General features: G+C 47.3%; 21 protein-coding genes and 1 pseudogene. 7 read left to right on the top strand and 15 right to left on the bottom strand.

Annotated elements, in window-relative coordinates; genetic code table 11:
- Nucleotides 1-138: 138 nt before the first annotated feature.
- Nucleotides 139-1,002, bottom strand: coding sequence for a fatty acid desaturase (locus Q0R35_RS04340; RefSeq protein ID WP_295614829.1), 864 nt, complete (start codon nucleotides 1,000-1,002; stop codon nucleotides 139-141).
- Between the two features lie 308 nt (nucleotides 1,003-1,310).
- On the opposite strand from Q0R35_RS04340, the gene Q0R35_RS04335 reads away from it, so the two are divergent.
- Nucleotides 1,311-2,519 carry a TetR/AcrR family transcriptional regulator gene (locus Q0R35_RS04335; protein ID WP_295614827.1) on the top strand — a complete coding sequence of 403 codons (1,209 nt, stop codon included), beginning with the start codon at nucleotides 1,311-1,313 and terminating at the stop codon, nucleotides 2,517-2,519.
- Between the two features lie 64 nt (nucleotides 2,520-2,583).
- Complete coding sequence (locus Q0R35_RS04330; protein ID WP_295614825.1) at nucleotides 2,584-3,294, top strand: hypothetical protein; 711 nt, start codon at nucleotides 2,584-2,586, stop codon at nucleotides 3,292-3,294.
- A 60-nt stretch (nucleotides 3,295-3,354) separates the two neighbouring features.
- Here Q0R35_RS04330 and Q0R35_RS04325 read toward each other — a convergent pair whose 3' ends face one another.
- The 3 genes from Q0R35_RS04325 to Q0R35_RS04315 form a co-directional block, all read right to left on the bottom strand.
- Complete coding sequence (locus tag Q0R35_RS04325) at nucleotides 3,355-6,030, bottom strand: chloride channel protein (protein ID WP_295614823.1); 2,676 nt, start codon at nucleotides 6,028-6,030, stop codon at nucleotides 3,355-3,357.
- 295 nt (nucleotides 6,031-6,325) lie between these two features.
- Complete coding sequence (locus Q0R35_RS04320; RefSeq protein ID WP_295614821.1) at nucleotides 6,326-6,973, bottom strand: class I SAM-dependent methyltransferase; 648 nt, start codon at nucleotides 6,971-6,973, stop codon at nucleotides 6,326-6,328.
- Nucleotides 6,974-7,015: 42 nt separating this feature from the next.
- The gene (locus tag Q0R35_RS04315; protein ID WP_295614819.1) at nucleotides 7,016-7,399 is read right to left on the bottom strand and encodes a hypothetical protein; all 384 of its coding nucleotides are present in this window, start codon (nucleotides 7,397-7,399) and stop codon (nucleotides 7,016-7,018) included.
- Between the two features lie 297 nt (nucleotides 7,400-7,696).
- Between Q0R35_RS04315 and Q0R35_RS04310 the strand changes: the two genes are divergently transcribed.
- Both Q0R35_RS04310 and Q0R35_RS04305 read left to right on the top strand, forming a co-directional pair.
- The gene (locus Q0R35_RS04310) at nucleotides 7,697-8,992 is read left to right on the top strand and encodes a hypothetical protein (RefSeq protein ID WP_295614817.1); all 1,296 of its coding nucleotides are present in this window, start codon (nucleotides 7,697-7,699) and stop codon (nucleotides 8,990-8,992) included.
- A gap of 34 nt (nucleotides 8,993-9,026) precedes the next feature.
- Nucleotides 9,027-9,719: an HAD family hydrolase gene (locus Q0R35_RS04305; protein ID WP_295614815.1), complete on the top strand. Its 693-nt coding sequence runs from the start codon at nucleotides 9,027-9,029 to the stop codon at nucleotides 9,717-9,719.
- 99 nt (nucleotides 9,720-9,818) lie between these two features.
- Here Q0R35_RS04305 and Q0R35_RS04300 read toward each other — a convergent pair whose 3' ends face one another.
- From Q0R35_RS04300 to Q0R35_RS04265, 8 genes and pseudogenes are all read right to left on the bottom strand, one after another.
- Nucleotides 9,819-9,971 carry a hypothetical protein gene (locus Q0R35_RS04300; RefSeq protein WP_295614813.1) on the bottom strand — a complete coding sequence of 51 codons (153 nt, stop codon included), beginning with the start codon at nucleotides 9,969-9,971 and terminating at the stop codon, nucleotides 9,819-9,821.
- Nucleotides 9,972-10,035: 64 nt separating this feature from the next.
- Nucleotides 10,036-10,413 carry a hypothetical protein gene (locus tag Q0R35_RS04295; protein ID WP_295614811.1) on the bottom strand — a complete coding sequence of 126 codons (378 nt, stop codon included), beginning with the start codon at nucleotides 10,411-10,413 and terminating at the stop codon, nucleotides 10,036-10,038.
- 89 nt (nucleotides 10,414-10,502) lie between these two features.
- Nucleotides 10,503-10,652, bottom strand: a pseudogene (locus Q0R35_RS04290) (M3 family metallopeptidase); the annotation flags it as partial.
- Between the two features lie 22 nt (nucleotides 10,653-10,674).
- Nucleotides 10,675-11,097 (bottom strand): type II toxin-antitoxin system VapC family toxin, encoded by a 423-nt coding sequence (locus Q0R35_RS04285; RefSeq protein WP_295614807.1) that lies wholly within the window; start codon nucleotides 11,095-11,097, stop codon nucleotides 10,675-10,677.
- 5 nt (nucleotides 11,098-11,102) lie between these two features.
- Nucleotides 11,103-11,291 (bottom strand): hypothetical protein, encoded by a 189-nt coding sequence (locus tag Q0R35_RS04280; RefSeq protein ID WP_295614805.1) that lies wholly within the window; start codon nucleotides 11,289-11,291, stop codon nucleotides 11,103-11,105.
- A gap of 113 nt (nucleotides 11,292-11,404) precedes the next feature.
- Nucleotides 11,405-13,486: a M3 family metallopeptidase gene (locus Q0R35_RS04275; protein WP_295614803.1), complete on the bottom strand. Its 2,082-nt coding sequence runs from the start codon at nucleotides 13,484-13,486 to the stop codon at nucleotides 11,405-11,407.
- 131 nt (nucleotides 13,487-13,617) lie between these two features.
- Nucleotides 13,618-13,815 (bottom strand): ribbon-helix-helix protein, CopG family, encoded by a 198-nt coding sequence (locus Q0R35_RS04270; RefSeq protein WP_295614802.1) that lies wholly within the window; start codon nucleotides 13,813-13,815, stop codon nucleotides 13,618-13,620.
- Between the two features lie 269 nt (nucleotides 13,816-14,084).
- Entirely contained in the window at nucleotides 14,085-14,570 is a 486-nt protein-coding gene (locus Q0R35_RS04265) for a glutathione peroxidase (protein WP_295614801.1), read from the bottom strand.
- 70 nt (nucleotides 14,571-14,640) lie between these two features.
- Between Q0R35_RS04265 and Q0R35_RS04260 the strand changes: the two genes are divergently transcribed.
- The 3 genes from Q0R35_RS04260 to Q0R35_RS04250 all read left to right on the top strand — a co-directional run bounded on the left by Q0R35_RS04260 (nucleotide 14,641) and on the right by Q0R35_RS04250 (nucleotide 18,563).
- Nucleotides 14,641-15,384 (top strand): cobalt-precorrin-6A reductase, encoded by a 744-nt coding sequence (locus Q0R35_RS04260; protein WP_295614799.1) that lies wholly within the window; start codon nucleotides 14,641-14,643, stop codon nucleotides 15,382-15,384.
- A 421-nt stretch (nucleotides 15,385-15,805) separates the two neighbouring features.
- A complete protein-coding gene (locus Q0R35_RS04255) occupies nucleotides 15,806-18,037 on the top strand; it encodes an NADP-dependent isocitrate dehydrogenase (protein ID WP_295614797.1) in 2,232 nt (743 codons plus the stop codon).
- Nucleotides 18,038-18,041: 4 nt separating this feature from the next.
- Entirely contained in the window at nucleotides 18,042-18,563 is a 522-nt protein-coding gene (locus tag Q0R35_RS04250) for an O-acetyl-ADP-ribose deacetylase (RefSeq protein WP_295614795.1), read from the top strand.
- Here the strand turns inward: Q0R35_RS04250 and aroA are convergent.
- From aroA to Q0R35_RS04235, 3 genes are all read right to left on the bottom strand, one after another.
- Nucleotides 18,558-19,892: a 3-phosphoshikimate 1-carboxyvinyltransferase gene (aroA, locus tag Q0R35_RS04245; RefSeq protein ID WP_366944820.1), complete on the bottom strand. Its 1,335-nt coding sequence runs from the start codon at nucleotides 19,890-19,892 to the stop codon at nucleotides 18,558-18,560. The two genes, Q0R35_RS04250 and aroA, sit on opposite strands and share 6 nt — an antisense overlap.
- A 323-nt stretch (nucleotides 19,893-20,215) precedes the next feature.
- Nucleotides 20,216-21,082: a RodZ domain-containing protein gene (locus Q0R35_RS04240; RefSeq protein ID WP_295614793.1), complete on the bottom strand. Its 867-nt coding sequence runs from the start codon at nucleotides 21,080-21,082 to the stop codon at nucleotides 20,216-20,218.
- Between the two features lie 82 nt (nucleotides 21,083-21,164).
- On the bottom strand, nucleotides 21,165-21,950 hold the full coding sequence (locus Q0R35_RS04235; RefSeq protein WP_295614791.1) for a pseudouridine synthase: 786 nt from the start codon (nucleotides 21,948-21,950) through the stop codon (nucleotides 21,165-21,167).
- Between the last annotated feature and the right edge of the window lie 62 nt (nucleotides 21,951-22,012).

Below are 22,012 nucleotides of genomic sequence, written 5' to 3'. Positions count from 1 at the left end.
GTTGTGCCTACGGCACAACCTAAACCGACAAATATCTGGAATGTTATTTCCAAGCAAGTCCCATACCCAAACAGATAGCCATCACTCACACAATTTGTAAGTAATGGCTAGCTCAGGCGAAAGAGATTTTTAAATCTATTAATTTGTCGGGGGTAAAATTACTCGTTTAGCCAAACCAAGCTGCTGTAATAATTGAATCGCCCACCAAGTCATATCGATTTCCCACCACTGCCAGCCGCCTTTAGCGACATTGGGATATGCATGGTGGTTGTTGTGCCAGCCTTCACCGTAAGTTAGCAGTGCTGCCCACCAGAGATTGCGAGAATTGTCATCTGACTCATGGCTGCGATAGCCAGTAATATGGCTGGCAGAATTAATCAACCAAGTACTGTGCCATAAAACCACAGCGCGGACAGCTACACCATAAATCACAAACGACCAACCGCCGATCGCATATAATAGTAATCCGACTGGAATTTGCAAAAACAGAAAATACTTGTCCAGCCAAGTGTAGTAAGCATCTTTCGCTAAATCTGGAGCATTGCGCTTATATTCATCGAAGTTAAAGAAATTCGATTTTGGGTAGAAGATCCATAACATGTGACTCCACCAGAATCCTCGTTTTGCAGAGTAGGGATCTTTATCCCAATCTTCGGTATATAAATGGTGCTGTCGGTGTCCAGCTACCCAGAAAATTGGCCCGCCTTGGAGTGCTAATGCGCCAAGTGTTGCAAATACATATTCTAAGGGTTTGGGTACGCTAAAACTGCGATGTGTTAGCAAGCGATGGAATCCTAAGCAAATTCCGAGCGAACCAAATAGCCAATGCAGCACGATTGCCGCTCCTAGTGCCGACCAATTAAAGTACCACGGAGCCGTTAAAGCAACGAGGTGAAACGAACCAAAAAAGATGACATTTACCCAACTTAATGGTGTGGTATCTCGTTCTTGTGAGCCTTTCTCGGTTGGGCTTTGCCCGCGTGCGATCGAATTAGCAGTCATAAATAGTTGATTAGTTAGGTTTTAGGTTTTAGTCTGTGAGTTTTCGTCTGTGGTGGTTGGGTTGTAGGTACTAAATTTTAATCATTTAGTTAGATTTCCCTCATACTTAGCCCCTAATCCCTAACCCCTAAATTCTTGGACACTGGTTCCGCATCTAGGTATAGTGGAAAGAGGTGTTGCAAGTAACGCTTGCATTTATATCTTAACAACTCTTTTGAAGTTATGCAAGTATCACTTGCATAAATGTCGTTAGTGCAACCGCTCCAGCGAAAAATCGCGATCCAGTCAGCTAACCAAACCCATATTCCATGCCATCTTCCCGCAACCTTAGCCGTCAAAAAATTATCCAAGCAGCGATCGAATTATTTGCCAGCCAAGGGGTAAGTGAGACTACCACCAAGCAAATTGCCGAACTAGCACAAGTAAACGAAGTCACATTATTTCGTCAATTTGGGAATAAACATGGGTTGCTACTCGCCGTCATTGAAGATGCCAAAGTATTTGGGCAATTAGGGCAGAGTTTAGCGACAGAATTGCCACCAGCCAGCAGTCTGGCGCAAATGCTTAGAACGTATGCCAATACCTGCCTGCAAGCACTAGAACAAACCCCCGCCGTGATTCGTTCTTTAGTTGGCGAATCGGGACAATATTCGCTCGAAAACCGTCAAGGATTGGGACGTAGTTTCGATCGCGCCAATCGTCGTGTCGCGAAGTATTTAAAAACTAATATTGGCGAATCGCAAGCAGATTTACAATTCCCGATCGAACAATTAACGGGTTTATTACATACATTGTTATTCGGATATGCGACGATCGAACTAACTAGTGAATTTCATGGCTTGTGGCGCGATCGAGCAGATTTTTTAGATCGAGTGGTTGCCCTATTCATCGCAGGTGCAGAGGCTGAAAATGCCAGTATACCAGCCGATCGACACGAGATCGCTCTCGATTTACCCGCACCGATCGTGGAGCGGATTCTCCAAACAGCCAAAAAGCAGAACCTTCAAATTTATGCAATTGCATACGTATTATTTGGCGCGGGATTGAGTACTAGAGAGCTAATTACTTTAACTCGATCGAATCATTTGAGTAGTAGCGATTTTCAGTTATTACAAATTACTCATAGTAGCGATCGACAGGTACCTGTAAATCAATGGATTATGGGCAAAAGGTACGGCTCCTATCTTAAAAATCCGCTGACACAATGGCTAAAAAGTCGTAAAGATGCTCATCATGCTTTATTTATTAATGAAGATGGTGCCGCATTAACAGCGGTAGAATTAGAAAGACAATGGCAACAATTAACTAGCGAAATTATTACCCCGACAGGCGAACCGCCGACAATCGCCCAAACTCAAGCGACATGGTGCGTGGAAATGATAATGAGAGGATTGACGATCGAAGCAATGGAATTACTTACAGGGTGGGAAGCCGAGCGACTAGAGCCTTATCTGCGCCGAGCCAAAGAGCTGACAGTTTTAGCACAAGCATTTAATGTCGATCGTCACTCTCCATAAATATTAATCTCCCATCTCCCCATGTAAAATATCTGGTGCAAACGATCGGATCTGAGTGATTTTTGTGAATGTTAGAGATGCACTCTTATTTATCGATCTTATGACACCCCCAACCCTGCTAGACGATAGTCAGGTTTCTGATGCCATTCTCCTCGGTATCAAAAAAGATATCGCCGCCGCACGCACGCAAATCAATAGTGCATTTCAAGCCACGATGGTAGTCGGCGGTTTTTCAACCCTCATCTGGTGGGTACAAATAACTCGCGGCGTACCCGACAGCAGTTGGGGTATCTTAGATCTCATCTTAATATTCGGGCTGGGTTATGGCATCCGCAAGAATAGTAACATCTGCGCCATATTGATGTTTGGTTACTATTTACTGAGTAAGCTTTATCAAATCTTCTCTGGACAGTTTCCGCCCACGGCTGCGCCACTGGCTGGGATTATATTTTATTACTTATGGCAAGGAATACTCGGTACCAGCAGATACACAATGTTACTAGAATCAGAAGCAACCCTTAACAAACAACAACAATCGGTAGACACGAGTCAAGCTAGCTCTCCAGCACCGAGCAAACCGAAACCAGTGCCCCCTCAACCATTAACCCTAAGTCCAGAATTAATATCATTATGCGGTGGCGATCGCGCCCAAGCTCAATGGCTGCTGTCTCAAATCAGAAGCAAGCATCCAGATCGATCCCCAGGATGGTGCGAACGACAGGCAATCGCTCAATTAACAGCTAAGGCTGCTGTCGAAACTAATGCAGATGAATAGACTTGTCGGTGAGGACACAAACCCGACTTTTTGGAAAAGTCGGGTTTGTAGCAGCACTATCTAGATCGAATCGCGATCGGCTTTTCTGACGACAATTACCGTGCAATTAGCACCCCGCGCGATCGCATCGGGAATATTACCTCGAACGGTTTGTTGAAGTAGGCTTTCGCGACTCGCCCCTAAAATAATGGCATCGCATTGTTTAGATGTCGCAAAATCGATTGCCGCAGTCGCGATCGTATCGGCATATAAGGGCGTAATCGTTGGCATTGTGTCTAAATTTTGGCAGATAAAATCTGCCGCCATCTGTAAATTATGCAGATCTGGCGGGGATTGAGTCGGCGCAAACACTTGACACAGATGAATTTCTGGTGCGCGACTGAGGGAAGTTAGCGCGGGCAATAATTGTAAAGCATACTCGGAATTTGGCCCACCTGAAATCGGGATCGACCACCGATTGAGATGAGTTAGGCGCATTAAGGCATCTAGCGAAGAGTTCGGCGCGAGTAGTTCATTTACGGGTAAATTTAACTGTAATTTATCGCTCAATTTAATTAGCATTAAATCGCACTGAGCTTGGCGAATGGCGGTATCGATCGTATTGCCAAAAATCCGAGCGGGGGTAGAAGTTTTGCCCTGCCAACCCATGCATAATAAGTCGATATGTCGATCGTTAATTACCTCTAAAATAGTTGTAGCAACATGATGAGTGACGCGCACTTGGGTATGGACGGAAACGCCTAAAACTTTGCCTAAAGCGGTGGCTCGATCGCATAATTGACGGCTAGCGGTGAGATCTACTTCAGTCTCGGCGGGGTGACTCGCTGGCGGAATGACGATCGCGTGTAGACACTCTAATTCGTAGTTAAATTCAAGGGCGATCGCCGCAGCTAGTCGGAGCAAAATATCGGCTGTCTGCGGGTTGCTCAGGGGCACGAGCAGCCGTCCGCGTCCCGTGGCTGGCGATTGAGTCCGATAGACTAAATAGGAGGGTTCCGGGCGAGTTTTAAAGGGGCTGACGGTACTATTTAATAAATCGGCTTCGACGCGAATGATATCGGCGCGGGTAATAATCCCGACGAGTTTGTTACCTTCGACGACTGGCAATCGCCCGATCTGATGGCGATCGAGCAAATGCAATACTGAGGTGAGCGGATCTTGAGGACTGACGACGATGACGCGCTGTGTCATCAGTGTCGAGATTGATGTTTGACGATCTTGCTGTTGAGAGTTAGAGAGATCGCTTTGAGTGAGAATGCCGACTAATTTACCATCATCGACGATCGGAAATCCGCGATGGGAAGAATTGGCAAAAGCAGTAACGGCGGCGGAAATAGTCGTGTCACAAGTGAGAGTTTCGACGGATCGCTGCATTAGATCGGCAGCAGTTAAGCCCACCCAGCGACGTTGGGCTAAATCTGGTCGATCGATCTCGATCCCTCTACTGGTAAGTAAATGTTGATAAATCGATCCGGGAAAAAGTTGTTCGGCAACCAGATATGCCGATACAGAACCGATCGTCAGCGGTAAGATTAAATCGAACTGAGTCGTCATTTCCCACACGATCGCGATCGCGAACATGGGACGATGGGTAATGGCACTAAATACCGCACTCATCCCTGTCAGTGCGTATACTGTCGGCGAACTCAGCACCAGATTTGTCGGGCAGATTCCTGCTTGATAACAACTTTGCAATCCCGTGGCGATCGCATCGCCCAAAGCCGCACCCAACACTAAACTCGGCGAAAACAATCCGCCCGGTGCCGTCGCCCCAAACCCCACCCAACACAGTACGAATTGAATGAGTAGAATTTCCCCAGCAATTTGCCAGTTAATATCCCCGACGATTAGAAAGTCTTGTAAATTTTGAGTGCCTAGTAAAGCATAGGGCGAAAGTAACGCCAGAATGCCAGTTACCCCCCCAGCCACCGCAATTTTAATTGCTAAAGATCGATCGCGAAACCGCTGGCGGTAAAACTTCAAACTCGCCAACAGACTGCGATTGCAACATACCCCCACCAATCCCGCCAGGATGCCCAATCCGATAAATAAGGGAATCTCCGCGAGGGCAAAATGAATCGGCAACTGGCTCAGATCTGGCACCATCCCGCGTCCGCCCAACGTGCGCGCAATGACACCCCCTACCACCGCTGCAATAATCGCCGTCCCCAGCGTCAGATCCGAGACATCTTGCAACAATTCCTCGATCGCAAATAATACCCCCGCGATCGGCGCATTAAAACTCGCCGCCAGCCCCGCCGCCGCTCCAGCAGCAATTAATTGACGTTGATAAGTTGGCGATGTATCCGTCCAGCGGCTCAATTGTGCGGCTAAGGCGGCACCAATTTGCACCGTCGGCCCCTGTCGCCCCAAAGCAAAGCCAGAACCCAGAGAGAGACTGGTACTGAGCCACTTCACCACCGCCACCCGCAAATCCAACGCGATCGGCACGTATCCTAAAGCCGCCTTCACCTGCGGAATCCCACTCCCCGCCGCTTCTGGTGCAAATCGCTCGACTAAAAAACCACTTAAATACCCGCCGACAATGCCGATGAGTGGCAATACAATCCAGGCAGGGAAAGCACCCGCAAGATCTAACCGCCACGCCTCCAACCACGCCACCGATTGTCGCAAACCTACCGCAGCTAAAGCCGAAACTACTCCGATCGAGCAAGCCTCAACAATGGCAATCGGTTTAGGGCGCAGCAATTGTCGTATTTTTCGATCGATCCACATCTAAATTTACTGCTGAACGGTCTACAAAACCGTTGCCCGTCCTCATAGTTACACCCAATTCGGTAATAGCATACCGCGATCGGGCGATCGACACTGCCTGTTTGGTTAATGGGCAGCAATCGTTTTAAAACTCAGGCACTATTTTCAGTGTCTCGTTCCCGTGAGCCTCTCCCCTGGAGGATCTCTGTCGGGTTGTTGACGACAGAATGCGGGTTGTAGCAGTTTTATTTTTAAAAAACACCATTACATCCAATCTCAATTTTCGAGAATTGCTGGTTAATGGGGAACGGGAAGATTAACTAATTTTTTTGGCAATAACGGCATAAAACGGATCGCCACCGCCAGCACCGAGCCAACGCATGAGATCGGGTGCTTGACTGACTTTGACGATCGCTTCGGGAGTGCTAAATCCAGTTACAGACTGAAAATAACGCTTGACTAATTCCACTCGATCGGTTTCGCTACCATCGCGCCAAGCGGCGATCGCTTTATTGTAAAACATCCGATTGGAGAAGCTAAAGATCGCGATGCCATCGGGCTTGAGAATTCGATAAACTTCTGCAAAAATCGCTTCGGGATACTGGAGATATTGAACGGAAACCGTATTTAAAACGGCATCGAAGCTCTCAGATTCTAACGGTAGCTTGAGATCTTGATTGAGGTTTTGGACGAAATAATTATCGAAGCGGGGATTTTTGGCTAATTCCTCAGCATTTAAACCATGTCCCTGCACGGACTCAAATTGCAGCTCATCGGGAAGATGAGACACCCAGCTACTCATCATGTCAAAGATCCGCGTATCGGGCATCAGCCGTTCGCGGTAGAGATTTGTCAATCGATCGATAAATCCAGTATCGACATGAGTAACAAATCGCGGCGTGTCGTAGAACTGTCGATCGTTACCGCCATCTAATTTTTGACGTTGTGTAGGGTTTAATAACATGATTAAATAAAAAAATCTCGAACTAAAGGTTTTAAGAGCTAGCTAAAACTTAATCCCAACTTGACCGTTAATACCACGAATAGAATGATACCCCACTCCGAAAAAAGTATTCCCCGGCGGTGTAAATTGAACGCCACCAGAATAAGCAACACCCTTATCTCCGTAAATTCCCAAGCCAGCATAAGGAGAAACTAACGGAAACCCAAAGAATTTCAGCACGTCAACACCTGTAGTGCCACCACTATTGGTAATTTCGGCACCGAGATCGAAAATTTTGACACCCACCCCGTAGGAAACCGTGCCATTTTTAGTACCCACCGTTACCCAAGGTTCGGGAACTAGTTGCGCCGATACCGGAGCCATTTGGCTAGATTCGATCGCGACAATCATCGCACATAGAGAACCACAGATTGACTTAAATTGCATCGTTAATATTCCTCTAGTGCTGGCAAGTCACAGCTAATATCTGTCGTGACGGTAGCTGGCTGAGATTGTTTCGTCTAGGAGATGGGAGATGGGAGATGGGAGATGGGAGATGGGAGTAAGGCAAACTACACTTTAAAACGTTTATCGTGTGGGAATGCCGTTATTTTTAAGATAGCAAATTAATCTAGCTGTACCGCGAACGTTCGACACAATCCACAGACAGTTTGTTTAGAGCTGCTGTGTCTTATTTCAACTGAAATCTTCCATCTCCCATCTCCGTACTCCTATCTCCCCATAATGTCTCGAAATCGCCAATTAATCCAACTCTGGCAGCAATTTATCCCCTTATCTCTATCCGATGTATCGATGGCATTGGGCGATCCGTTAACTACTACCACCCTCGCTCATTTGCCAGATGCGCGGAATAATATTGCGGCTGTCGGTGTTGCCAAAGCGATCGCGATATTTTGTGAAAGTCCGATTATCATGTTACTCCATGCGAGTAATGCCCTCGCGCCTACTCAAGCCTCGCGCCAAGCCCTATGGAAGTTTACGTTAATTGCTAGCGGCGGGATGAGTTTATTACTCGCGCTAACAGCTATTCCCCCTGTGTTTGCGATCGTCGGTGAAAGTTGGCTGGGTGTTACGCCAAATTTGAGCGGTACGATTCGATCGATCCTGACGATCGTTATTTTATGGCCATTCGCGATCGGGTGGCGCAGATATTTCCAAGGTTTATTAATCCATCACGGACACAGTAATGCAGTCGCTCAGGCGGGGCTAATTCGGCTCATAACCGTCGTAGGCATCCTAGCGGGAGGATTTAATCTCAAAGCAAATGGCGCGACGGTAGCAGCACTGAGCCTCGTCTGGGGCGTAATTGCCGAGGCAGTAGCCGTTACCTATTTGGCACGTCAGCTCGGCGCGACAAAACCACCAGAGCTAGTATCTACACCCGAATTACCCCAAGATTTGGCAGGTGTCTGGAAATTTTACGCCCCACTAGGCGGCACCATGATGTTAAATTGGGGCGCACGAGCAGCTTTAGTCGGGATTGTGGCGCGGGCAAATGATGGTAGTATTGCTTTGGCTGCTTGGCCAGCAGCGTGGGGGTTAGTATTAGTTATCGCTAATTCAACGCGAATGGTGCAGCAGATTATCATTCGCAATCGCAAGTTATTACCCGATCGAGTATTAATTACTTTTGCAATTAGCGTCGGAATTGTCTGCTCGTTAATTTTATTATCAGTCAGCGGGACACCTGCAAGTGAAGAGGCGATCGGCTGGTTTATCGGTAACGATCGCGACCTAATTGCCCGCGTCCGTCCGGTACTATTGATTTGTGCTGGAATGCCGCTATTAGTATCGATTCAAAATGCCGTGCAAGGCTTTTTAGTTAGTTCGGGGCATACTTGGGGCATCAATCAAGCAGCATGTATAGGCGCGGTAGCAATGTTGAGTAGTGCGTATTTTACCACGCAATCTGGGCAAAATGGAGCTGTTGCTGCCGCACTAGGGATGGTGTTAGGTGCGATCGTGGAAATTAGTTATCTATTGTACAGTTGGCGCAGTACCAAGTCGATCGATAATTAAGCCGATCGCCCATTTATATTCAAGATTTAAGCTCATGCGAATTATTACTGACTTTGATGGGCCGATAATGGATTTATCCGATCGATACTATCATGTCTATCAGCTCTGTCTAGAAACAGTTAAACAACCACACCAACCGATTACCATCTTTTCTAAAGCTAAATTTTGGGCATATAAGCAAGCCCAAGTTTCCGAACAACAAGTAGGTATTGAGTCGGGATTGACGGCGGCTCAGGCAGAAGCATTCAAACAAATGCGCGATCTCCACGCCCATCAACTACAGTATCTATCATTCGATCGAGTCGTCCCCGGATCGATCGCCGCATTAGCCAAAATTCAGGCATCTGGTAGCAAATTATTAGTAATGACATTACGGCGCACCTGCGAATTAATCCCCGCATTTACTCAATACGATCTTGCCCAGTTTTTCCCACCTCATCACCGTTATTGTCTGCCCGACGACTATGTAAAACATGGAGATGTCGAAGCCAAAACTCAATTGATGGCTACAGCATTAACAGAACTAAAACCAGATCCAGATACCTGGATGATTGGCGATACTGAAGCCGACATTGTTGCCGCGCAAACTTATAATATCTCAGTTATTGGCGTATTGTCTGGAATTAGGAATCGCGATCGATTAGAGCAACATCAACCAGACAAAATTGTTAATAATTTAGCAGAAGCCGTAGATTTTATATTTGCTAAGTTTACATCCCGATCCTGAGATCGCTCGTCCAGAAATAAACAGATTCGTAGGTTGGGTTGAGCGAATGCGAAACCCAACAATCTCACAGATATTTGTAAGATCGTTGGGTTTCCTTCGTCAACCCAACCTACAACTTGCAGCAATCTCATAAATATCGCCATTGGTTCGCCATTTTTGTCCTAAAAAATCTGGGAAGCCTACTAAATAACAATCATCTTCCTCTGACAATGCGATCGTCATTTCATATTTAATTTTCGTCGATTTCATCATCTTTTTCCAAAGCGTTATGTTGTGAGATTTTCTGAATTACTAAAGTTACATCCCGCTCCTGGTATTACTTGTGAATATTGAATAGCTCATTACAACGATCGCCATAGCTTTCTCGACGACTTGGACTCATCCTTGTGCGATGCCATTCCCCACGATTTATTGCTGCTGCAATTTCTTGAGCAGCTAAGACTGCTTCATTCAAAGATGAAAACTTTTTGTGGTCTATGTAATCATCAGTCCAACCATCATCTACAGCCCATCCTTCCTCAATCGGATACAGCCACATCATTCCATCCCAGGTTTCTAAAACACCGTTACCCATTTTTGTATAACGGTGTTTTCCAGTAGGAATACCGATTGTCTTACCCATATTCCAATCTCTTTCAAAGGCCTCATAACCATGCTCTTGCAAATATTGAACTGCCTCAGATCGGGTATTCATAGTAAAACTCCAGCATCATGAATAAATTGATTTGAGGTAGGGGCAATTCATGAATTGCCCCTACCTCACATTTGCGAATATCTTCGCAGCTACTTCGCAGCAACTAACCCATTGTGCCGCAACAACGCCGCTGGATCTGGCTCGCGTCCTCGGAACGCTGTAAACACCTCCATCGGGTGCTTACTACCGCCCAGCGATAATATTGTATCGCGGAACCGTCGTCTGGTGGTCTCGATCGCATCCCACCATACATTTTTAAGGTTAGCTCGTCCAATCCTCAAATATTAAGCCCTCAATTCGATCGAAATCAGACTTATTGCGAGTAAGTAGTATTGCATCAGTGGTAATAGTAATCGCAGCAATCTTGAGATCCATCGTGCCCAGTCTGGGAGATAGTTTTCGGAGGCTTTCAAACTTGCTAGCTGAATTGGAATCGAAGCCAATCACAGTGGCTGCTCGAAATTTAGCTAAATGCCGCTCCAACTTGGAATATGCGAGTACTTGAGCATCCAGATTCTTAGCCTTAGCGATATAACTAAGCCATCCTCTGGTTTGCTCTTCATAGCTAATTATCGTAGTAGCAATTTCATTTGGATGTACTTGTGACAGTTTGGTAAGTAAGGTTTGCGCTGATAAACCACCACGATCTAGGATAGTCAAATGGTCTGTATCTAGTAAATACATTTTGACTATGATGATTTACGATACTGTCGCCCTAGTTCCATCGCTTCCTCGAAGGCAGGATCGTCAGCAAAGGTGCCAGCCGTAATTTCCCACCAAGGCTGGACGACTGGCTCTGTTGGTGGTAATTGTCTTTTCAACTCGGCAACTTCACGCTCTAAGGCTGCTAATCTTTCCTCGATTTTAGTTTCTGGCATATTTTTGAACTTAGGAATAAACCTATCTCTATTTTACTGCGGTTAAAAACATTAAATTCGAGTAGGGGCAATTCATGAATTGCCCCTACTCGAAGATATTTTCAGATTTGCGGCTACTTCGCAGCAACTAACCCATTGTGACGCAACAACGCCGCTGGATCTGGCTCCCGTCCTCGGAACGCCGTAAATACCTCCATCGGGTGCTTGCTACCGCCCAGCGATAATACTGTATCGCGGAACCGTCGTCCGGTGGTGCCGATCGCGTCAGCATCATCTAAGCCAGCATCTTCAAACGCCGCAAACGCATCTGCACTCAAGACTTCCGCCCACTTGTAGCTATAATATCCCGCCGCATAACCGCCTGCAAATATGTGCCCGAAGGAGCAGAGGAAATTATCTTCAGGTAATGGCGGAATCACCATGCTGATTTTGGCAAGGCGATTGCGAACGTCGGCAATTGTTTCGTTACCACCTGGCTGGTAGCTGCTGTGGAGTGCGATGTCCAACCAGCTAAAGTGGATTTGACGCAGCATCCCGCTACCGCTCATAAATGTCCGCGCGGCAAGAAGTTTTTGATAGTAATGTTCGGGTAAGGGTTCGCCAGTTTCGTAGTGCTTGCCCAAACTTAGCAGGGTAGGGCGATGGTAACACCAGTTTTCCATAAATTGGCTGGGCAACTCGACGGCATCCCATTCGACGTTACTAATGCCTGATGCGCCGACAAAATCGACGGTGGTGAGCATGTGCTGTAAGCCGTGCCCGAATTCGTGGAACAGGGTTTCGACTTCGCCGAAGGTCATTAGACTGGGCTTGCCGTCTACTGGGGGCGTTTGATTGCAGGTGAGGTAAGCAACGGGTAAACGGACTGTAGACCCATCTTTGTCGGTCAATTTGGAGCGACTGATGCAATCTGCCATCCACGCACCACCCCGTTTTTCGGCGGGACGACTATATGCGTCGAGATAGAAGTAAGCAATCGGTGAGTTTTGCTCGTTGGCGACTTGGAAATAGCGCACATCAGGGTTCCAGACTGGTGCTTGTCCGTCGGCGGCGGTGATGTTGATGCCAAATAGATTGTGCGCGAGATTAAATAAGCCCGAAAGTACCTGTTCTAAGGGGAAGTAGGGGCGCAATTCTTCGGCGTTAAAGTCAAATTTGGCTTCCCGCAGGCGTTCCGACCAGTAGGCGAGATCCCAATGTTTGAGATCGTTGGCTTCGGGTGCGTCTTTGGATATTGCAAAGGCGCGGAGATCTTCGAGATCCTGTTTGGCAGCTTCAAAGCTGGCACTGCGGAGGGATTCGAGCAGACTTTCGACTGCGGCGACGTTGGGTGCCATTTTACTGGCGAGGCTGAGTTCGGCAAAGTTGTCGAAGCCGAGGATGTTAGATTTCTCGCGGCGTAATTCGAGGATGCGATCGATATTCCCTAGATTATCATATTCTCCAGATGCCGCCCGACTGACGAGGGCTTTATATACCTGTTCGCGCAAGTCTCGGCGTTGACTGTGCTGCATAAAAGGGCCGTAACTAGGCGCGTCTAACGTAATCGTCCAGGGGCCATCGGTGGGTGTAGCGGATTCATTCCCGGCGGCTCTGGCAGATTGAGCGGCTTGAGCGAGTAAACTCTGTGGGAGTCCGGCGATTTCTTCGGGTTTTGTCAGGGTGAGACTAAAAGCTTTGGTCGCATCGAGGACATTATTAGAAAACTTATTAGAAAGTTCGGCAAGTGCCAATTGAATATCGTTAAATCGCTGCTTTGGCTCGCCTGTCAAACCGACTCCAGATAGCTCCATATCGCGGATGGCAGCCTCGATAATCCGTTTTTGGGCTGCGTCGAAGTTAGCAAATTCGGAACTGGCTGCGATCGCCTTATAGCCCTGATAGAGCTGGGCACTCTGTCCCAATCGCGTCCAGAATTGGACGAGCTGGGGCTGCATTTCTTCGTAGGCGGCACGAAGTTCAGGACTATTTTTGACACCCATGAGGTGTCCGACGATACTCCAACTCCAACCGATGCGTTCGGTCGATCGATCGAGTGGTTCGACCAATCCCGCCCAGGTGGGGATAACATTAGCTTCAAGCTGGGTTAATGCTGCGTTCGCCTCAGTCAACAGTTCGGTCATCGCGGGGACGACTTGCTCTGGCGTAATCTCTGGAAATGGGGGTAATCCCTGACCTTGTAAAAGTGGTTTCATATATGGTGTGCGATAAGGTTTATAGCTCTATTATCCCTCGATCTTGATGTCTCGAATGTCGATCGCACCTTTCGACTGTTTTATGACTTGATGATGCAACTCAATTAATTCCCCTAAAGTTAGACAGCGTATCATGCTAGCCGACGATAGAGTTCGGCATTTTTATTGAGGATATAACTTGCTGCTTGAGTAAATTCATTTTTAGGACGTACTAACCAGTCTTCGATATTAGCCCGTAGTAAATCTTCGGGTGATACTTGACTCTCCCTTGCTAACTGTTGCAATTTTTGAAGTTGGTCGTCTGGAATATCGATAGTAATTAAAGTCATATAAGAAACCTCTATCTTCTAATATGGTTAAAATTATCACCTTTAGCTCTCGATCGATATGGGATGCTCTGTCTGGTTTTCGATCGCTAAGCTGTGGAACATCTAAATCACTTATTTGACTTTTTTAAACCAGTTCGCCCACGCGGAGTCGTTGGCGTAGCCTGCCGTAGGCACAACCAACGGCGGACTCACTTTAAATGTCGAACAGCTTATGACCTTTTGTTTTTAATTTAAAATCGATCGGGAGAATATCTCCCGATCGTTAGTAATTATTTCAAAAGTCCTTCGATATCCTTAGCAATATCCTTAGGTTCGGTATTCGAGCCGTAGCGTTTGACCACATTACCACTGCCATCGACTAAAAACTTGGTAAAGTTCCATTTAATACCCTCCGTGCCAAAAATGCCTGGTGCGGATTTTTCTAGATATTGAAACAGTGGGTGAGCATTGGCACCATTTACATCGATTTTCTCGAATAGTGGAAAAGACACCCCAAATCTGGTTTCGCAAAAAGACTGAATCGCTGTCGCACTACCTGGTTCCTGTTGTCCGAATTGGTTGCAAGGAAAGCCCAACACCGCAAACCCCTTACTGGCATATTTATCGTACAGCTCTTGCAAACCCTTGTATTGAGACGTGAAACCACATTGGCTAGCGGTGTTGACGACTAGCAAAACTTTATCGCGATAGGTACTCATCTCGACGGGTTGACCTTCAATGCTGGTAGCCGAAAAGTCGTAAACTGTGGATGACATAAAGATGTTCTCGTTTGGTGGGTACTAATCTATTTATTATTATTGAACTACTCAGAACTTGCTAGGTGTGATGAAGCGACTCTTAATTTTGGGTGGAACTGGGGATGCGGTAAAGTTAGCAAATCTGGCGATAGATCTACCTGAATTGGTGGTGATTACCAGCCTAGCGGGGGTAACAAGCGCGCCAAAAAATTTAGTCGGCGATGTGCGAATCGGTGGCTTTGGTGGTGAAGCTGGTTTAATTGCCTATTTGCAAACCGAGCAAATCGATCTGCTAATTGATGCGACTCACCCGTTTGCGGCCCAAATATCTCGAAATGCGGCGGGTGCGGCGACGAAAGTGGGGATTCCTAGATTGATGCTGATTCGCCCTGAGTGGGGGAGATCGCCTGAAGATAATTGGATTGAGGTTGAAAGTGTTGAGGCGGCAGTGACGGCGATTCCGGCTGGTGCAGAGCGGATATTTGTGACGATCGGCAGGCAACAACTCGCTCCCTTTGCCAGTTTGACAGATAAATGGTGTTTGATGCGATCGATCGATCCTCCCGATCTGAGTATGCCCTTACCACCAGGTAAATTATTACTCGATCGAGGGCCATTTAGTTTAGAGTCAGAACGCGAGTTACTTCGAGAGTATCAGATTCAGGCGATCGTGAGTAAGAATAGCGGTGGTGATGCGACTTATGCCAAAATTATTGCGGCGCGGGAGTTGGGTTTGCCTGTGATTATGGTAAAACGTCCGATGGTGCCTGATGGGGAAATCGTTACAGATGTGGCGGGGGCGATTGAATGGTTAATCGATCGAGGATGCTAATTTATCGATGATAATAAATTGATTATTGATGGCACTCGATAATATGCAGGCAATTAAGTTGCGATATTTGAGATGCGGTGGGGGTACCTATTTTCTCTGTATAGGATCGGTCGTCCCTAACGCATAATATTCAAAATTTTCATTATTGAATCGTTAGATCGCCCGATCGTCAGTTGTGAGCCAGATTAGCACCCTCTCCAAACATATTTTTCGAGCTGGTCTCGAAGAAAATGTTCGTCAAAGAACATTTTGATTTTTGAATAGGTACGCCCCCTGGTGTGTTGTAAAAGCGAACTATTTGCCGATTCGATCGATTAACAAATCCAGATTGTGCCAAGTACACTACCACCAGAATCCCCAGAGATGCCAAAATGATGGTTTGGAGTCGGCACGCTCCCACACTAAACATCGAGGAAGATTCATGATCGCCCAACCTTCAAAAATCGTCTATACCTTTACCGATGAAGCTCCGGCTTTGGCAACTTACTCTTTTTTGCCGATCGTGCAAGCATTTACCCAGGCGGCGAATGTGACGATCGAAATTAGTGATATCTCTTTGGCTGGGCGGATTATTGCCGCTTTTGCCGATCGATTGCCAGCCGCAAAACAGCAGCCCGACGCGCTAGCAATCTTGGGAAAACTGGCGACAACTCCTGAGGCGAACATTATCAAGCTGCCGAATATTAGTGCTTCGATTCCCCAACTAACAGCGGCGATTGCCGAATTGCAGTCGCAGGGATATGATATTCCCGATTATCCAGCGGCGGCTCAAAATGAGGCAGATCTGGCAATTAAAGCGCGGTATGCCAAGATTCTGGGGAGTGCGGTGAATCCGGTATTGCGTGAGGGGAATTCTGACAGGCGGGTGGCGGCGGCGGTGAAACAATACGCCCAACAGAACCCGCACAAAGTTGGTGCGTGGGCGGCGGATTCTCAGACTCATGTGGCGCACATGGAAGGTGGTGATTTTTATGGTAGCGAGCAGTCGGTGGTTATTAATGAGGCGGGGGCGGTAAAAATCGAGCTAGTCGTAGCCGATGGTGTGGTGACGGTGCTGAAGGATCGGGTGATGGTAATGGTGGGGGAAGTTGTCGATGCGGCGGTGATGAGTGTCAAGGCGTTGCGGGCTTTTTACGATCGAGAAATTAAGGCAGCCAAGGCGGATAAGATCTTGCTCTCGCTCCATCTGAAGGCGACGATGATGAAGGTATCGGATCCGATTTTATTCGGGCACGCTGTTACCGTTTATTATCGGGATGTATTTACTAAGTATGCCGATACTTTTGCCCGATTGGGAGTGAATCCGAGTAATGGAATTGGCGATGTTTATCTCAAGATGCAATCTTTACCGAAAGATGAGCAAAATGCGATCGAATCTGACATTCAAGCAGTTTATGTCGCTCGTCCCGATTTAGCGATGGTAAATTCCGATAAGGGGATTACCAACCTGCACGTACCCAGCGATGTAATTATCGATGCGTCGATGGCAGCGGCAATTCGGACTTCAGGCAAAATGTGGGGCGCGGATGGCAAGGCTGGCGATACCAAAGCGATGATTCCCGATCGCTGTTATGCGACAATTTATCAGGAATGTATCAATTTCTGCAAAGAGCATGGCGCATTTGATGTAACGACGATGGGAAATGTCGCCAATGTGGGTTTAATGGCTCAGAAAGCTGAGGAATATGGTTCGCACGATAAAACCTTTGAAATTCCCTTTGATGGCGTGGTGCGCGTTGTCGATGCCGCTGGAGCGATGTTAATGAAGCACAGTGTCGAAAAAGGCGATATCTGGCGGATGTGTCAGACGAAGGATTTACCGATTCAAGATTGGGTGAAACTTGCCGTCAATCGATCGAGAGCAACTGGTTGCCCAACGATTTTCTGGTTGGATGAGCAGCGCGCTCACGATGCTAATTTAATTGCGAAAGTATCTGCATATTTGGGCAAGCATGACACGACGGGATTAGATCTTCAAATTATGTCACCTGTCGCCGCAATGCGGTTTACTTGCGCCCAAATTAAAGCTGGTAAAAACGTTATTTCGGTGACGGGAAATGTGTTGCGAGATTATCTCACCGATTTATTCCCGATTTTAGAATTGGGTACGAGTTCTAAGATGTTATCGATCGTGCCTTTACTCGCGGGTGGCGGCTTATTCGAGACGGGTGCAGGTGGTTCGGCACCCAAGCACGTCCAACAGTTTGTTACTGAAGGACATTTGCGCTGGGATTCTTTAGGCGAATTTCTGGCTCTGGCGGTATCATTAGAAGACTTGGGACAGAAAACCAATAATCCCGACGCGCTAATCTTAGCCGAAACACTCGATCGAGCTAATGGTAAGTATCTAGATAATGGCAAATCTCCCGCTGCTAAAGTCCATGAATTAGATAATCGCGGCAGTCATTTTTATCTTGCCATGTATTGGGCGCAGGAGTTGGCAGCGCAGGATAAAAATCCCGAATTGCAGGCAAAGTTCGGGAAGTTAGCACAACAATTGGAACAGCATGAAATCGCGATCGTTGCTGAGTTAAATGCTTCTCAAGGTAAAGATTTCGATCTTGGCGGTTACTATCACCCCGATGAGCAAAAAGCAACTCAGGCAATGCGTCCGAGTGCGATCTTTAATAGTGCGATCGCTTCTTTAGGTTAAATCAATGACAACTCCTCAAGAACGGATGGGAATTATTCAGGGCGATATTACTAAACTGCATGTAGAGGCGATCGTCAATGCGGCTAATAGTTCGCTGCTCGGCGGTGGTGGTGTCGATGGAGCAATTCATCGCGCGGCTGGCTCGGAATTATTAGCAGAGTGTCGGCAACTTAATGGTTGTAAAACAGGTTTGGCAAAAATCACCAAGGGCTATCGACTTCCGGCTCGGTATGTAATTCATACTGTCGGCCCAATTTGGCAGGGTGGTAACAATAATGAAGCAGAATTACTCGCTAGTTGCTATCGAGAAAGTCTAGTTTTAGCCACCCAAAACCAAATTCAAACGATCGCCTTCCCGGCGATTAGTTGTGGGGTATATGGTTACCCGATCGATCTAGCGGCTCAGGTAGCACTAGCGACAGTACATGAGTTTTTAGAGCGAGAACTATCGATCTCTGGGGTAAGTTTTGTGTGTTTTAGCGATGCCGATTACGATACTTTTGTCGAAGCTTTTGGCATGTTATAGTTTAGCAATACTCTGTAACGAATCAAAGAAAGTTGGGTAAGAAATCGATGCAGCTTCCGCTCGATCGATCGTCGTCGTTCCGGTGGCCATCATGGCGGCGATCGCCAGACTCATCGCAATCCGATGATCGGTATAACTATCGAGTTCGGCTCCGACTAGTGAGCCGCCTCCGGTGATTTCTAATCCATCGGGTAATTCGGTAATATTTGCACCCATTTTAGTTAAAGCTGCTGCCATTACTTGGAGTCGATCGCTTTCTTTAACGCGTAATTCGGCAGCATCGCGAATAATCGTCGTCCCTTGGGCAAATACCGCTGCTACTGCCAAAATCGGGATTTCATCAATTAACCTCGGAATTAAATCCCCACCAATTTCACAAGCGATTAATTTGCTATGTTTGACTCGTAAATCTGCCACGGGTTCGCCTGCAACTTCGCGCTGATTTTCCAGCGTAATGTCGGCACCCATCAATTCTAAAGCGACCAAAATGCCCGTGCGGGTAGAGTTCACCCCCACATTTTCAATATACAACTCCGAACCGGGCACGATCGCTCCAGCTACCAGCCAAAAGGCGGCGGAACTAATATCACCAGGGACGATTACCTGTTGCCCTTTCAGGGTGGGATAACCCGTAACTGTCGCGCTATGAGTCTCCGGATCGACATCCACCTGCGCCCCAAACGCCCGCAACATCCGTTCGGAGTGATCGCGCGATAAAGCGGGTTCTGTGACCGTGGTGCGCCCGTAAGTCATCAATCCAGCGAGTAAAATTGCTGACTTCACCTGCGCTGAGGCGATCGGCGAATGATAGTGAATCGGCTGTAATTCTTGCCCGCGCACGGCTAGGGGTGCGAGTGAATTGCCCTTGCGCCCCCAAATTTGCGCCCCCATTTCTACCAGGGGGTTAACTACCCGCGACATGGGACGCGATCGCAATGAGTCATCTCCGGTTACAGTAAAGAAGCGATCGGGATGGGAAGCTAAAATCCCCAACATTAGCCGCATTGTCGTTCCCGAATTGCCCGCATCGAGAATCCCTACAGGTTCTTGAATTTGCCCCAAGCCAATCCCAGTAACTGTCACTAATTCGGTATTTAATTCCGAAATCTGCGCCCCCATCGCGGTAAAGCAAGCCGCAGTACTGCGCGGATCTTCTCCGAGTAATAATCCCTGAATCGTAGTCTCGCCTTCAGCTAAAGCTCCGAGCATCAAGGCGCGATGGGAAATCGATTTATCTCCCGGAATCTGTAATGTCCCCTGAAGCGATACCCCCGCAGGTGGTATCGTGACGGTAAGACTTTGATGACGATCGGACGGTTGCAGGGTTATCACAGCGATTTTGGCAGAAAGTCTAGGTGTCTATTTTATAGCAATTGCTATTCTCATTAAAACACAAACCCGACTTCTTGAAGAAGTCGGGTTTGTAGCATAGTCAATCCGGTTATCGAAAAACGAGCTAAGACCCTTCCCGTGTACACACAAGTCGGCTGGACTTCGTTTTGGGTTGGTTTACCCCCCCCAACCCCCCCTTATAAAGGGGGGAGCTAACTCCGGCTCCCTCCCCTTTATAAGGGGAGGGCTGGGGTGGGGTAAATCTACGCAGCAGCTCAAATAACTTGTCGGTACACTGTAGGATTCATCGGTGGGGAGTATCATTTACCTACTTTAATGGTAACGCTCTGCTTTTGACCGTTTTTACCTAACGGTTTAGGCGGTTGCGAGTCATGCGAAATAACTAAGCCACCAGCATTATTGGTATTAATGGTAATTTGCTTTTTAGCCATCCACTTCAATTGCATTCCCGCTTGAAGATTACCTGTGAATTTGGTCGTCCCATCGATGCCAATTTGTGCCCAAGCCGGACTTTTGACAGTAATCCCCACGGGAATATCTGGCAATTGTTTAGGCTGTGCGACTGGTTGGATTTTAGGTGCGGGTATTGCTAGAGGGGTAACTTTTGGGGCGAGTGCATTGCTGAGAAAATTAGAAGTTGCCACACTCAAACCCAAGATTGCCAACAGATAAGCGAGATAAATATATCCCGGCTTAATTCGGATCTGCGGGTGGAAAGTTGTTGTCTGAAGCTTGGTAGTCGGATCGAATGTTGCTACTTCTGGCTCCCAAGTTAGCACCTGCTGAGAAATTGAGCTGCCATCTAAGCCCAAACTATTGCCATAGCGTTTGACCATGCCTTTAACGTAGACAGGTTCGGGTAACATTTCTATATGACCTTCTTCGATCGCGCGTACCAATCGGGGTTGAATCTGCGTCCGTGCGGCAATATCTTCGATCGATAATTGTTGCTGTTGGCGAGTTTGGCGCAAGTTTGCCCCAATCTGCTCCAGGATCTCGTTGGGAGTCGGCGGTGCGGGTACTAAATCGGGGAGCGCAGCCAGTGGTTCGCTGACGATTGGTGTTTTTGTGCCCAACTGTGCCATTGAAGAAACAGTAACTGCAAAAATCGACAGCTTGGATAATTGAAGAGCGGTAAGATGCTTGAGCGGTGCCAGTAGAGTCACGATCGCTGATTGTGGGGTAGTGTTAAGGGATAATAGTCGGGGTTAGGGTTTGAGGATCTTTTACATTTACGGCTTTACCTATTTAGGGTTTGGCGATTGTATTGCGATCCCCATTACCTTGGAGGCTGTTGAGTTCGGCTATTTGCAAATGACGGTAAGAGCCGCTGGCTAATGAGTGTAAGCGCAGCCGCTCTCGTTCGGAACTGCCATCGATGCTAATGTCACCAATTCTGGTACGATGGAGATGTAAGACTGGATATCCGAGCTGAGTTGCAACTCGTCTGATCTGTCTATTTCTGCCCTCAGTAAGCACAATTTCGAGTAGGGTGCGATCGGTCTGTTGCTTAATAACTTCAACCCGCGCAGGCAAAGTTAATTGCCCTTCTAAGTCGATCCCGTTGCGCCAATCAGCTAGTGCTGCGGCGGTGGGACGACCTTGCACCCAAACGGCATAAGTCTTACTGATACTGTGTCGCGGGTGAGTTAACCTAAATGTCAGTTCACCATCGTTGGTGAGCAACAACGCGCCACTGGAATCAATATCTAATCTACCTACTGGGTGAATTCCTTCACAATCGCCCAGTTGCGGTGGTAATAGCTCTAATACTGTCGGACGACCTTGAGGATCGAAACAGGTAGAAACTACACCGACTGGCTTATTGAGCAGTAGGTATACGAGCTTGGGTCGGCTCTGCATTGCGATTAGTTTACCATCAACTTCGATTCGATCGGTAGTCGGTTCGGCTGTTTGTCCTAACTTAGCTACCGCTCCATTTACCCGCACTCTCCCGGCTAAAATCAGATCCTCAGCACGCCGCCGAGAAGCAATTCCCCATTGAGATAAAATTTTCTGGAGTCGGTAGCTCATGAGTCGGGAGTTGAGACGTTAATTCAGTTAACTTATCTTCTAGTATTCACTAGTAACCAGTG

This window comes from Chamaesiphon sp. GL140_3_metabinner_50 (genome assembly GCF_025361915.1).
Taxonomy (GTDB): domain Bacteria; phylum Cyanobacteriota; class Cyanobacteriia; order Cyanobacteriales; family Chamaesiphonaceae; genus Chamaesiphon.
The sequence above is the reverse complement of the archived record's forward strand: the minus strand, read 5'-3'. Positions and strand labels throughout refer to the sequence as shown.

Excerpts from the sequence above, each read along its gene's own strand:
- Q0R35_RS04275 (WP_295614803.1), bottom strand. The coding sequence starts at position 13,486 with ATGAAACCACTTTTACAAGGTCAGGGATTACCCCCATTTCCAGAGATT.
- Q0R35_RS04255 (WP_295614797.1), top strand. The coding sequence starts at position 15,806 with ATGATCGCCCAACCTTCAAAAATCGTCTATACCTTTACCGATGAAGCT.
- Q0R35_RS04320 (WP_295614821.1), bottom strand. The coding sequence starts at position 6,973 with ATGTTATTAAACCCTACACAACGTCAAAAATTAGATGGCGGTAACGAT.
- Q0R35_RS04335 (WP_295614827.1), top strand. The coding sequence starts at position 1,311 with ATGCCATCTTCCCGCAACCTTAGCCGTCAAAAAATTATCCAAGCAGCG.
- Q0R35_RS04265 (WP_295614801.1), bottom strand. The coding sequence starts at position 14,570 with ATGTCATCCACAGTTTACGACTTTTCGGCTACCAGCATTGAAGGTCAA.
- Q0R35_RS04310 (WP_295614817.1), top strand. The coding sequence starts at position 7,697 with ATGTCTCGAAATCGCCAATTAATCCAACTCTGGCAGCAATTTATCCCC.
- Q0R35_RS04340 (WP_295614829.1), bottom strand. The coding sequence starts at position 1,002 with ATGACTGCTAATTCGATCGCACGCGGGCAAAGCCCAACCGAGAAAGGC.
- Q0R35_RS04315 (WP_295614819.1), bottom strand. The coding sequence starts at position 7,399 with ATGCAATTTAAGTCAATCTGTGGTTCTCTATGTGCGATGATTGTCGCG.
- Q0R35_RS04300 (WP_295614813.1), bottom strand. The coding sequence starts at position 9,971 with ATGATGAAATCGACGAAAATTAAATATGAAATGACGATCGCATTGTCA.
- Q0R35_RS04305 (WP_295614815.1), top strand. The coding sequence starts at position 9,027 with ATGCGAATTATTACTGACTTTGATGGGCCGATAATGGATTTATCCGAT.
- Q0R35_RS04260 (WP_295614799.1), top strand. The coding sequence starts at position 14,641 with ATGAAGCGACTCTTAATTTTGGGTGGAACTGGGGATGCGGTAAAGTTA.
- Q0R35_RS04250 (WP_295614795.1), top strand. The coding sequence starts at position 18,042 with ATGACAACTCCTCAAGAACGGATGGGAATTATTCAGGGCGATATTACT.
- Q0R35_RS04325 (WP_295614823.1), bottom strand. The coding sequence starts at position 6,030 with ATGTGGATCGATCGAAAAATACGACAATTGCTGCGCCCTAAACCGATT.
- Q0R35_RS04235 (WP_295614791.1), bottom strand. The coding sequence starts at position 21,950 with ATGAGCTACCGACTCCAGAAAATTTTATCTCAATGGGGAATTGCTTCT.
- Q0R35_RS04295 (WP_295614811.1), bottom strand. The coding sequence starts at position 10,413 with ATGAATACCCGATCTGAGGCAGTTCAATATTTGCAAGAGCATGGTTAT.
- Q0R35_RS04285 (WP_295614807.1), bottom strand. The coding sequence starts at position 11,097 with ATGTATTTACTAGATACAGACCATTTGACTATCCTAGATCGTGGTGGT.
- Q0R35_RS04280 (WP_295614805.1), bottom strand. The coding sequence starts at position 11,291 with ATGCCAGAAACTAAAATCGAGGAAAGATTAGCAGCCTTAGAGCGTGAA.
- Q0R35_RS04270 (WP_295614802.1), bottom strand. The coding sequence starts at position 13,815 with ATGACTTTAATTACTATCGATATTCCAGACGACCAACTTCAAAAATTG.